At 37.2% G+C, this 12617-nt stretch carries 12 protein-coding genes; 11 read left to right on the forward strand and 1 reads right to left on the reverse strand.

Annotated features, from left to right (window positions below; all coding sequences use genetic code 11):
- The first annotated feature begins 105 nt into the window (after positions 1-105).
- The 3 genes from pfkA (at position 106) to ACIQ1H_RS00660 (ending at position 3399) form a co-directional block, all read left to right on the forward strand.
- Positions 106-1065, forward strand: coding sequence for a 6-phosphofructokinase (gene pfkA, locus ACIQ1H_RS00650; RefSeq protein WP_402885687.1), 960 nt, complete (start codon positions 106-108; stop codon positions 1063-1065).
- A 27-nt stretch (positions 1066-1092) separates the two neighbouring features.
- Positions 1093-2853, forward strand: a complete 1761-nt coding sequence (pyk, locus tag ACIQ1H_RS00655; RefSeq protein WP_172772409.1) for a pyruvate kinase — start codon at positions 1093-1095, stop codon at positions 2851-2853.
- A gap of 156 nt (positions 2854-3009) precedes the next feature.
- Positions 3010-3399 carry an FxsA family protein gene (locus tag ACIQ1H_RS00660; protein ID WP_172772408.1) on the forward strand — a complete coding sequence of 130 codons (390 nt, stop codon included), beginning with the start codon at positions 3010-3012 and terminating at the stop codon, positions 3397-3399.
- Here the strand turns inward: ACIQ1H_RS00660 and ACIQ1H_RS00665 are convergent.
- The gene (locus ACIQ1H_RS00665; RefSeq protein ID WP_402885690.1) at positions 3383-4465 is read right to left on the reverse strand and encodes an AI-2E family transporter; all 1083 of its coding nucleotides are present in this window, start codon (positions 4463-4465) and stop codon (positions 3383-3385) included. The two genes, ACIQ1H_RS00660 and ACIQ1H_RS00665, sit on opposite strands and share 17 nt — an antisense overlap.
- A gap of 134 nt (positions 4466-4599) precedes the next feature.
- Here ACIQ1H_RS00665 and citZ point away from each other — a divergent pair, with 134 nt between their 5' ends.
- The 8 genes from citZ to ACIQ1H_RS00705 all read left to right on the forward strand — a co-directional run bounded on the left by citZ (position 4600) and on the right by ACIQ1H_RS00705 (position 12442).
- The gene (citZ, locus tag ACIQ1H_RS00670; RefSeq protein ID WP_172772406.1) at positions 4600-5715 is read left to right on the forward strand and encodes a citrate synthase; all 1116 of its coding nucleotides are present in this window, start codon (positions 4600-4602) and stop codon (positions 5713-5715) included.
- 80 nt (positions 5716-5795) lie between these two features.
- A complete protein-coding gene (gene icd, locus ACIQ1H_RS00675; RefSeq protein ID WP_172772405.1) occupies positions 5796-7058 on the forward strand; it encodes an NADP-dependent isocitrate dehydrogenase in 1263 nt (420 codons plus the stop codon).
- Positions 7059-7229: 171 nt separating this feature from the next.
- Positions 7230-8168: a malate dehydrogenase gene (gene mdh, locus ACIQ1H_RS00680; RefSeq protein ID WP_402885694.1), complete on the forward strand. Its 939-nt coding sequence runs from the start codon at positions 7230-7232 to the stop codon at positions 8166-8168.
- Positions 8169-8359: 191 nt separating this feature from the next.
- Positions 8360-8800, forward strand: coding sequence for a MaoC/PaaZ C-terminal domain-containing protein (locus ACIQ1H_RS00685; RefSeq protein WP_402885697.1), 441 nt, complete (start codon positions 8360-8362; stop codon positions 8798-8800).
- A gap of 55 nt (positions 8801-8855) precedes the next feature.
- The gene (locus tag ACIQ1H_RS00690; RefSeq protein WP_172772402.1) at positions 8856-9572 is read left to right on the forward strand and encodes a response regulator transcription factor; all 717 of its coding nucleotides are present in this window, start codon (positions 8856-8858) and stop codon (positions 9570-9572) included.
- Positions 9569-11122: a two-component system histidine kinase PnpS gene (gene pnpS / locus ACIQ1H_RS00695; protein WP_402885701.1), complete on the forward strand. Its 1554-nt coding sequence runs from the start codon at positions 9569-9571 to the stop codon at positions 11120-11122. The genes ACIQ1H_RS00690 and pnpS overlap by 4 nt, the downstream gene beginning before the upstream one ends.
- A gap of 244 nt (positions 11123-11366) precedes the next feature.
- Positions 11367-11732: a CidA/LrgA family holin-like protein gene (locus ACIQ1H_RS00700; RefSeq protein ID WP_340823086.1), complete on the forward strand. Its 366-nt coding sequence runs from the start codon at positions 11367-11369 to the stop codon at positions 11730-11732.
- Positions 11729-12442: an LrgB family protein gene (locus ACIQ1H_RS00705; protein WP_402885704.1), complete on the forward strand. Its 714-nt coding sequence runs from the start codon at positions 11729-11731 to the stop codon at positions 12440-12442. The genes ACIQ1H_RS00700 and ACIQ1H_RS00705 overlap by 4 nt, the downstream gene beginning before the upstream one ends.
- The last annotated feature ends 175 nt before the right edge of the window (positions 12443-12617 follow it).

Below are 12617 nucleotides of genomic sequence, written 5' to 3' on the forward strand. Positions count from 1 at the left end.
TTTTATGTAAAAGTTATGTTTTTCTAGCTCTAGAACCCTTACATAGTTTGTTTTTTCGTGTTAATGTGAATAATATTAGATAACACTGCAGGAGGTTGTTCGACAATGAAAAAAATTGCCGTATTAACAAGTGGTGGAGATGCCCCTGGCATGAACGCAGCCATTCGAGCAGTCGTTCGTAAGGCAGCTTATCACGGAATGGATGTTGTTGGAATTAAGCATGGCTATGAAGGTTTAATAAAAGGATCTTTTGAGCCGCTTGATTTAGGCTCTGTAGGTGGCATCATTCAAAGAGGAGGTACCAATTTATTTTCAGCACGGTGCCCTGAATTTAAGGAAGATGCTGTTCAACAGCAAGCAATTGCTAATTTGCGAGAAGCAGGTATCGAGGGGTTAGTTGTTATCGGGGGTGATGGTTCTTACCGAGGTGCAATGGACCTTGTGAAAAAAGGCTTTCCTGCTGTTGGTGTGCCTGGCACGATTGATAATGATGTTCCTGGAACAGAATACACAATTGGCTTTGATACCGCGCTCAATACAGTCGTAGAATCAATCGATAAAATTCGTGATACAGCGACTTCCCATGAAAATTCTTTTATTGTTGAAGTAATGGGGCGTGATGCAGGTGATATTGCTTTATGGGCAGGGCTTGCAGCAGGTGCTGAAACGGTCTTAATTCCTGAAGAGGATTATGATTTAGATGACATCGTATCACGCTTAGAGCGTGGTGAAGCACGAGGGAAAAAGCATAGTATCATTATTGTGGCAGAGGGTGTAATGTCAGGTGGCGAGTTGGCAAAATTACTGAAAGAAAAAACAGGGAAAGAGACGCGAGTTTCTGTTCTTGGTCATATTCAACGCGGTGGTTCTCCAACGGCACGTGATCGTGTCCTCGCAAGTCAATTTGGTGCACATGCGGTAGAATTATTAATGGAAGGTAAATCTGGTCGAGCTGTAGGAATACGCAACCATACAGTTATTGACTATGATATGCCAGAAGCTTTTGAAAAGCATCATGAGTCTGATGTAAGCTTATATACTTTAATGAAAGAACTATCAATATAATTTCGCGTAAAACGGAGTGGGCAGAGAATGAGAAAAACAAAAATCGTATGTACAATTGGTCCGGCAAGTGAGTCACCAGAAATCTTAGAAAAACTAATTGAGGCAGGTATGAATGTAGCCCGCTTGAATTTTTCACACGGTTCACATGAAGAACACGAAGTGCGCATTAATTTAATTCGTGAAGTTGCAGAAAAATTAGGGAAACCAGTAGGTATTTTGCTCGACACAAAAGGACCTGAAATTCGTACGCATAATATGCAAAATGGTGAACTACATTTAAAAGCAGGTCAAGTAATCGATATTTCGATGACAGAAGTAGAAGGAACAGAAGCAAGTTTTTCTGTTACGTATGAACGACTAATCGAAGACGTGCAACAAAACTCAATTATTTTATTAGATGATGGTTTAATTCAATTACGTGTGTTAGCAACTGATACGGAAAAAGGGCTTATCCACACAATAGTAGAAAATGCTGGTGTCTTAAAAAATAAAAAGGGTGTTAATGTCCCTGGGGTTTCAGTTCAACTACCTGGAATCACTGAAAAAGATGCGCAGGATATTTTATTTGGTATTAAACAAGGTGTGGATTTCATTGCAGCTTCATTCGTTCGACGAGCTAAGGATGTATTAGAAATTCGCGAATTACTTGAACAAAATGGCGGTAGTCATATTCAAATTATCCCGAAAATCGAGAACCAAGAAGGTGTCGATAATATCGACGAAATCATTCTAGTATCAGACGGATTAATGGTTGCACGTGGTGATCTAGGCGTAGAAATTCCAGCTGAAGAAGTACCATTAGTGCAAAAGAAATTAATCTTAAAATGTAACCAAGTTGGTAAACCAGTTATTACGGCTACTCAAATGTTAGACTCTATGCAACGCAATCCTCGACCAACTCGAGCTGAAGCAAGTGACGTTGCGAACGCTATTATTGATGGAACAGATGCGATTATGCTTTCTGGTGAAACTGCAGCAGGGACATACCCAGTTGAATCAGTACAAACAATGAACAAAATTGCACAACGTACAGAAGATTCATTAGATTATAAAGCAATCGTTTCTACACGTAGTCGTGAAAAAGAAGCGAATATGACAGAGGCAATTTCTCAGGCCGTAGCATATACTTCGATAAACTTAGGGGTTAAAGCTGTTTTAGCACCGACAGAAAGTGGAAACACGGCTAGAATGATTGCAAAATATCGTCCTGGTGTTCCGATTGTCGCTGTTACAGGCTCGGAAAACACTGCAAATACACTAACACTTGTGTGGGGTGTTTATCCTGTAGTTTGTCAACGTGTTACAACGACAGACGAAATTTTAGAACTAGCAGTTGACGAAAGCTTGAAGCATGGCTTTGTAAACCATGGTGATGCAGTAGTCATTACAGCAGGTGTTCCTGTTGGGGAAGCTGGTACAACGAACTTAATGAAAGTACACATTATTGGCGATTTACTTGCGCGCGGTCAAGGAATTGGCAAAGCATCAGTAATCGGTAAAACAGTAGTAGCAAAAAATGCAGCTGAAGCATTAGCGTATGATACAGAAGGCTGTATTTTAGTAACGGTCGGTTCAGATCGTGATATGATGCCAGCTATTGAAAATTGTATTGGGTTAATTACAGAGGAAGGCGGACTAACAAGTCATGCCGCTGTAGTAGGGCTAAGCCTTGGTATTCCTGTAATCGTCGGTGTAAAAGAAGCGACATCATTAATTCGCCACGGTCAAGAAATAACAATGGATGCTGAAACAGGTGTTATTTATAAAGGACATGCAAGCGTACTTTAATAGATAGTAAAAAGGCTCTAGTATGGGGTAACCGTACTAGAGCCTTTTAAATAACAAGGAAAATTAGTTTTTACGCCAGTTTGTTTTTTAGTTGAAACTTATTGGGCTATAATAACGTATAGAAGGTATAGCTTTTTCAATAGAAGGGAGAAAAAGATGAAAAAATTTTTTCTTAGTTTTGTTGTATATGCACTAGCCGAACTGGCGTTATTAATAGTTATTGGTCAAAATATTGGCGTTTTCAATACATTATTGCTTGTTGTCGCAACGACTATCATTGGCATTTATATAGCGAAAAATAAAGGTATCAATTCAGTAAAAAACGTAAAACATATGGTAGCGCGAGGAGAAGCTCCTGGACCTGCATTAGTTGATGCAATGTTAAACTTTAGTGGTGGTGTACTTTTAGCATTACCTGGTTTTATTACAGATATCATTGGTTTACTAATGTTGCTACCAGTGACACGTAAATTGTTCCAACCACTTGTATTTTATTGGATGCGTAAAAAAATGAAAAAAGGTCAATTTATTATCGTTCAAAAATAGACTTTTCTTTCAGTTTAACAGCTAAAAATAAAAAAATTGGGCTGAGTAAAATACCGTAAAAACCAAATAATAAGATAGAGGCAGCGCTGATGAAAAACGTATGAAACGTTCGTAATTGCAAGGTATTTGACCAAAGCATGGATTCAGCGAGCTGCCTTGTTAATTGGACAAACAAATATAAAAGTAAACTTGCAACACATAAAAAAGTATTACCATTAAAATAGAAATAAATGCTCATTGGTACGAGAAATACGCCGATACCAAAGAAGGGCAGTACATCTGCAAATGCAACAATAAATGCTTTAATAATAGCTTGTTCAAATTGAAGGATCATAAAGCCCGCACAAAGTATAAGCAATGTTATCGTAAATAATTGAAATTCTACGTATACAAAGTAATGAAAAAGTTGCATAACTTTCGAAAAATGGGCTTGCCATTGATTTCTATATTTTTTAGGGACATATTGAAAAAACCAGTACCGCGATTTTCTTGTTTCAATTAAAGCGAAATAATACGCGACAAGAAATATAAAAACTTCGATAACATGCTTCATAAACATTTGAAATAAATTTGCAGTATACACTACGATAGAATCGAAAATAGACAGTGACTTTTCTTGCAAAAATTGTATGAATATAGATTCATACTCAGTGAACAATGGAAAGTTTTGAAGTGTGTCACGTATCTCAGGAAAGATGAGTATAATACTGTTTATTGAGATGATTATGAGGAGAACTATACAGGAAAGTATTAGTATTTCTACTATAATAGCGGCAATCCAATAATTAACTTTACAGTACTTATGAAGGAAATTTATTATCGGATAGGTTGTAAATGATAAAAATATTGCCAAAGATACAGGTAGAACGAACCAAAGAATCACTAAGTAAAAAATAAACAATAATACATTAATAGTTCTTTCGTATGAAAAATATTTAATATTCCTCATTTTAACAAATTCACCCCAATTCAACTGAAAATATATTGTCAAAATATACAAAATACCCTCTTTAGTACGCTTATCTAGTCGCTCGTCCGACTTTTTCTTAATTTGAAGGTTTTTCATTCACAAAGCTGTCAAAAATGATTATAATAACAATGTAAGCGATTTACTTAATGGTTCATGTGAGCAAAATCGTAAATGCTATGGTTGAAAAAGCGTTTACAACAAAAATTATTAGTATGAGGGAGCGATAATTTATGTCAGCAACAAAAGGTTTAGAAGGTATCGTAGCAGCGGAATCTAAAATCAGTTCAATTATCGATGACACACTTACATATGTTGGTTACAACATTGATGATTTAGCAGATAACGCATCATTTGAAGAGGTAATTTACCTACTTTGGCATACTCGTTTACCTAAAGCGGACGAGCTTGCTGAATTAAAACAACAATTGGCAGACAACATGTCTATTCCACAAGCAATTGTAGACCAATTCAAAACTTACCCACTTTCAACTGTACATCCAATGGCTGCACTTCGTACGGCAGTATCTTTACTTGGTGTATTCGATGAAGAAGCGGATGTTATGGATCCAGAAGCTAACTACCGTAAAGCAATTCGTCTACAAGCTAAAATTGCTACTGTTGTTACTGCATTTGCACGTGTACGTAAAGGTTTAGAGCCAATTCAACCTAAAGCAGAACTTAGCTATGCAGCAAACTTCCTATATATGTTAAAAGGTGAAGAGCCAGCACCAATCGAAATAGAAGCATTCGATAAAGCGTTAGTATTACATGCTGACCATGAATTAAATGCATCTACATTTACTGCACGTGTATGTGTAGCTACATTATCAGATGTATATTCTGGTGTAACTGCAGCTATCGGTGCATTAAAAGGACCACTTCATGGCGGTGCAAATGAGCAAGTTATGAAGATGTTAACTGAAATTGGTTCTCTTGAAAATGTTGAATCTTACATTCAAAATAAATTAGATAACAAAGAAAAAATCATGGGCTTCGGTCACCGCGTATACCGCAAAGGCGACCCACGTGCACCACACTTACGTGTAATGTCACAAAAATTAACTGAACTAACTGGTAAACCAGAGCTTTATGAAATGTCAGTTAAAATCCATGACATGATTGTTGAACAAAAGAAATTACCTGCAAACGTAGACTTCTTCTCTGCATCAGTGTACGATTCTTTAGGCATCGATCATGACTTATTCACACCAATCTTTGCAGTTTCACGTACTTCTGGTTGGGTAGCACATATTCTTGAGCAATATGCTAACAACCGCCTGATCCGTCCACGTGCTGAGTATGTTGGACCAGGTATGCAAAAATATGTTCCAATCAGTGAGCGCTGATTCGGAAAATATGCTAGAATATTTGGGACTGTGTTACCTATAACACAGTCCTATGATTATGAATTTAGGAGGCAACAACAATGTCAAACAAAATTGTAGTTGAAAACGGCGTACTTAATGTACCAAACAATCCAGTAATCCCATTCATCGAAGGTGACGGAATCGGTCCTGATATTTGGGCAGCAGCATCTCGCGTAATTGACGCAGCTGTAGAAAAAGCTTATAACGGTGAAAAGAAAATCGAATGGTTAGAAGTTCTAGCTGGTGAAAAAGCATTCAACCAAACTGGCGAATGGTTACCACAAGAAACTTTAGATAAAATTAACGAATACCTAATCGCAATTAAAGGTCCTCTTACTACTCCAATCGGTGGTGGTATCCGCTCTCTAAACGTAGCATTACGTCAACAACTTGATTTATATGTTTGCCTACGTCCAGTACGTCACTTTGATGGAGTACCTTCTCCAGTTAAACGCCCAGAAGACGTTGATATGGTTATCTTCCGTGAAAACACAGAAGACATCTATGCTGGTATCGAATTCGAATCAGGCTCTGAACAAGCTAAAAAAATCATCAACTTCTTACAATCAGAATTTGGTGTAAATCAAATCCGTTTCCCAGAAACTTCAGGTATCGGTGTAAAACCTGTATCTAAAGAAGGTACTGAGCGTTTAGTACGTTCTGCTATCGAATATGCAATCAAACATAACCGTCCTTCTGTAACATTAGTGCACAAAGGTAACATCATGAAATTCACTGAAGGTGGATTCAAAAAATGGGGTTATGAATTAGCTGAAACTGAATTTGCTGATCAAACATTCACTTGGAACCAATATGATGCAATCAAAGCTGACCAAGGCGAAGAAGCAGCAAACAAAGCACAAGCTGATGCTTTAGCAGCTGGTAAAATCTTAGTAAAAGATTCAATCGCTGATATCTTCTTACAACAAATCTTAACTCGTCCAACTGAGTTCGATGTAGTAGCTACAATGAACTTAAATGGTGACTATATTTCTGATGCATTAGCTGCACAAGTTGGTGGTATCGGTATTGCTCCAGGAGCGAACATTAACTACGTAACTGGTCACGCAATCTTCGAAGCTACTCACGGTACAGCTCCAAAATATGCTGGTCAAGATAAAGTAAACCCATCTTCAGTATTACTTTCAGGTGTATTAATGCTTGAACACTTAGGATGGCAAGAAGCAGCTGACATGATCACTAAATCTGTAGAGAATACAATCTCTTCTAAAGTTGTAACTTATGACTTCGCTCGTTTAATGGACGGCGCTACAGAAGTGAAATGTTCAGAATTCGCTAACGAACTAATTAAAAACCTATAATTTTTACGAATCTGTAAAATGATCACTGTAACAATCCAGCGTAGTCAACAGATATTTGTTTAATGTAACATTGGTTTGCTACAGTAATATTAGTACCTGGTTTAATGGAGGGAGAGAGAATTTATTCTCCTCCCTTTTTTAGCATATAACCTAAAAAAGGAGCGTATTCAAATGACTTTGAAACGTAAAAAAATCTCAGTAATCGGTGGCGGATTCACCGGCGCTACTGCAGCATTTTTAGCAGCACAAAAGGAACTTGGCGATGTTGTATTAGTAGATATCCCACAAGCTGAAAACCCAACAAAAGGTAAAGCTTTAGACATGTGGGAAGCTGCTCCAATACAAGGTTTTGATTCTTTTGTAAAAGGTACTTCTAACTATGAAGACACTGCAGATTCTGATGTAGTAATCATTACTGCGGGTGTTGCCCGTAAACCTGGCATGAGCCGTGACGACTTAGTTCAAATTAACCAAGGAGTTATGAAAACTGTTGCAAAAGAAATCGCAACTCATTCGCCAAATGCAACCATTATCGTATTAACAAACCCCGTTGATGCGATGACTTACACAGTATTCAAAGAAACAGGATTCCCTAAAAACCGAGTAATCGGTCAATCTGGTGTATTGGATACTGCTCGTTTCTGTGCTTTTGTTGCAGAAGAGCTAAACATCTCTGTAAAAGACATCACTGGTTTTGTATTAGGTGGCCATGGTGACACAATGGTACCACTTACTCGTTATTCATTTGCTGGTGGTATTCCTTTAGAAACTTTAATCGCGCCAGAGCGTTTAGAAGCAATCGTTGATCGTACACGTAATGGTGGTGCAGAAATCGTGAACTTACTTGGAAATGGTTCTGCCTACTATGCTCCAGCAGCAGCACTTATTGAAATGGCTGAAGCAATCATTAAAGATCAAAAGCGTATTCTACCATCCATCGCATACTTAGAAGGTGAATATGGTTACAATGATATTTACTTAGGAGTACCGACATTATTAGGTGCAAATGGTATCGAAAAAATCTATGAGCTTGAACTAACTGACAAAGAAAAGGCGGAATTGGATAACTCTGCTGAAGCCGTAAAAGCAGTTATGAAAGTTTTAGCTTAATAAAAGCTTATGAAATCGAGTAGGAATCATTCTTACTCGATTTTTTATATATAAAGATACTGGAAATAAACAGCTTCTTTTGTTCTTTATAATATGCATAAACATAAAATGGTTATTCTGCTTTTCATTGTACTTTTAGAATAAAATTGATACTATGAAGGTAGTATGATAGAAAAGGGGTTGGCGTATCTTTGCTTCAAAAGAACAGTAAGCTTGGTCTCACTATTGATGAAATTACAGTTGGCGAGAAAATTCATATTACTGAAAAAATAGAAGATAAGGATTTATTGCTTTATTTAGGACTTACAAATGATAATAATCCGCTTTACATTCAACATGATTATGCAGCGATGACGCCTTTTAAAAAGCCGATTGTACCAACTATTATGTTAAATGGTATTATTACGTCAGCTGTGTCGAAGTATATTCCAGGACCGGGTGCACGTATTATAGAACAACATTTAACCTATTTAGAGCCACTCTATCATTATGAATTATTTGATACGCTTTTAGAGGTAACAGAAGTAAATAAAATACAGAATACCATTACCGTATCTGTACTCTCCTATAATGAACAAAAACAGCTAGTAATTGAAGGCACATTGTTGGTGACACCACCACTAGCATTATAGGGAGAGTCTTGAGATTTGAAATGGGGGTTTCAAATCACTAACGGAGGCAATATACATGACAAAAACTATTTTAGTTGTAGAAGATGAATTTTCGATTGCGACCTTATTAAAATATAATTTAGAACAGGCTGGCTATTTAGTTGAAACAGCAGCAGACGGTTTAGAAGGGTTAAATAAAGCAATGGAAATACAGCCTGATTTAATCCTTTTGGACTTGATGCTCCCTAAGCTAGATGGCATGGAAGTTTGTAAACAAATTCGTCAGCAACGTATGAATACACCAATCATTATGCTAACGGCAAAAGACGATGAGTTCGATAAAGTGCTTGGTTTGGAGCTAGGGGCAGATGATTATATGACAAAACCCTTTAGCCCACGTGAAGTTTTAGCACGTGTCAAAGCTGTCTTAAGAAGATTTACACAAAATGTTGTAGTAGAGGATAAAGATGAGCCTCAAGAAAAAATGTATGAGTTTGGACAACTGCGTGTATTTCCTGAGCGTTTTGAAGTATTTTTACAAGAAGAAGCACTTGAATTTACACCAAAGGAATTTGAACTACTTATTTATTTATTAGAAAATAAAAACCGTGTATTAACTCGCGATCAATTATTAAGTGCTGTTTGGAAATATGATTTTGCAGGCGATACTCGTATTGTGGATGTGCATATTAGCCACCTCCGCGATAAAATTGAGGAAAATAGTCGTAAGCCGATGTTTATTAAAACAATTCGTGGTCTTGGCTATAAATTTGAGGAGCCGAAAACTTCATGAAATCAATGAGCAATCGCTTATTCTTGACATTCATGCTCTCGCTCGGATCAATTCTTGCTGTCCTAATGATTGTTATAGGTCAGCTTTTTCCTGTTTATGTAGAACAATACAATGAGCGATCGAGTTCATATAGTCAAGAAGCAATAGAAAAAGTACTTGATGAACGCCAAATTTCCTTATCTGAGGAAGATAAGAATGCTTTATTTGCAGCCCAAACAATTGAAATGAAGGACTCACTCTTGTCCTATGTACGAGCTCGGCTTTATGGTGTGTTAGCTATATTATTTTCAATTACGCTTATATTAATTGCTATTGTGAGCCGCTATATGATTCGAAATTTTACAGCACCAATTGATAATGTGACCGAAACGGCACTTGAATTGGCAAAGGGGAATTATCGAGCGCGTGCACACGAAAATGAGCATGAGCGCATGATGCCATTGAGCCATTCTATCAATATTTTAGCGCGTAATTTGCAGGATATTACGACAATACGAGAGGTAGAAGAAGAAAGGCTAAAAACATTAATTGAAAACATGGGTAGCTCACTAATGATGATTGGTCGTGAAGGCAATATATCAATCGTCAATCGCGTGTTTTTAGAACGTTTTGGCATGCAACTAGAGCATGTGCAAGGAAAAGTCTTTCGAACAATTGGTTTACCGAAAACGCTTGAGCAATTTATTGACCACGTGTTTTTAACGGAAATGCCCTATCGCCAGCAAATAAAGATGGAAGTACAACAAGAGCTATACAATAAAGAAGTGTATGGTGCACCCGTAATTGGTGATCATGGACGCTGGTTAGGTGTTGTCATTGTTATGCATGATATTACAGAGCTTGTCCGACTTGAGCAAATTCGTAAAGATTTTGTAGCCAATGTATCACATGAATTACGTACACCAATTACTTCGATTAAAGGCTTCTCTGAAACACTTCTGGATGGAGCCTATAAAGACGAAAAGATGCTGTTATCCTTTTTAGAAATTATGCATAAGGAGAGCAATCGTCTGCAAATGCTTATCCAAGACCTATTAGAGCTATCGAAAATTGAACAACATGGGTTCACCGTTAATATTATGCCAATGGGCTTACAGGATGTCCTTATACGCGGGGCAGAATTAACAGGTCCGCGGCTCGATGAAAAAAATATGAGCTTTCAAGTGGATATTGCCCGTGATGTAGAAGTAATGGGGGATGCTAATCGGGTTATTCAAATTGTTACGAATTTAATTACAAACGCCATTACGTATTCGCCTGAAAATACTACCGTATCAATCCGCTTGAAGGAAAATGACACATATGGAATTATTGAGATTGAAGATGAAGGAATCGGGATAGAAAAGAATGAAATTGCACGCGTCTTCGAACGCTTTTATCGTGTCGACCGTGCGCGTAGCAGAAATTCTGGTGGAACGGGGTTAGGGCTAGCCATTGTGAAGCATCTAGTGGAGGCGCATCATGGACGAATTCAAGTAGAAAGTCAAGTTGGCGTTGGCACAAAAATGATTGTCATGATTCCGAAAAAATTAACAAATTCTTTACAATAATAATATATAAGATTCAAAATAGAGGGCTATACTATTTTATAGAAACCCCCTATTTTGTAATATAAAATGAAAATAATATTAAAATCTAATTTGCATGAATGAAGATTTTTATGATTACTACTTTAGCTTCACCATAGAAAGAATCTATTTCCAAATTTTTTTGGAGATGGATTCTTTTCTGTTTTACACATTGCTGATTTAGGTGTAAAGTATAGTAGCATAAAAAATTGAGAGAAGGTTGACCATGAAAATCGTCAAAAGTTTCGTGCAAATTGGCTATCTTTATATAGTGTTATTTATAGGAAATAGTATTGCGCGTTTACTTCACTTGCCGATTCCAGGTAGTATAATTGGGCTTGTTTTATTATTTTTACTATTACAGTTTCATCTTATTAAACTAGAATGGATCGAGTTAGGCGCAGGATTATTACTGAGTGAATTGTTATTATTTTTCATCCCTTCAGCGATAGGCGTCATTGATTATGATGCGTTAATCGGTATACAAGGCATGAAAGTTGTAGTTGTTATTGTAGTAAGTGCATTCGTCGTGATGTTAGTGACGGGTTTTACTGCACAGTGGCTAGAGAGAAAGAAGGGTGACACTGTATGAGTATAGTTATTGCTGTCATCAGTTTACTAGGAACCATTGCTATTTTTTATGCTTGTAAAGCATTCTATCAAAAGTTTCCTAAAGAATGGCTTACGCCCATATTGATTAGCCCAATAATAATTATTGTATTGTTACTATTAACAGGTACTTCATATGAGTCTTATAATGCAGGGGCAAATATTTTATCAAATTTATTAGGGCCTGCAACAGTCGCCTTTGCTGTACCGATTTATAAAAATTTTAATCTATTAAAAAAACATGCTTTTGAAATCATTTTTAGTATTGCTATCGGCTCGGCTGTTGCAATTGCTTCTTCGTTTATAATAGCGCTTGTTGTTGGACTAAATGATGAACTTGTTCATAGCTTAGTGCCGCGTTCGGTCACTACTCCTATTGCAATGGATATTTCCAATATGATAGGTGGGTCACCTACTCTTACTGCTGTTTTTGTAATGACAACTGGTATTTTGGGTAGTTTAATTGCGCCAATCGTTATACGGATTTGTCGTTTCCAAAAGCCATCTGCAAGAGGTTTAATGCTTGGAATGGGTGCTCATGGTACGGGTACATCAAAAGCATTTGAATTGGGAGAACTGGAAGGGACATTTGCAAGTTTAGCAATGATTGTAGCAGCACTAATCAGTATTGTTTTATCAACAACCTTTTTCCCAGTATTAGAACACCTAGTTATGAATATCCTGTTACCTTAATGGTGACAGGATTTTTCTTTTTTTAAGTATTTTTAAGTGACAGGCACACAAACAATTTACATGCTATTGTGATTTCCAAGTAAAAAACCACGAAGACTCCTGCGGGAACAGCACAAGTAGTAAGACGCAACAAAGCGCGCGACAGCGAGGGTTGCGGCTAACACTGTGCCCGCAG

This window comes from Lysinibacillus sp. NPDC097279, from assembly GCF_044761745.1.
GTDB lineage: Bacteria > Bacillota > Bacilli > Bacillales_A > Planococcaceae > Lysinibacillus.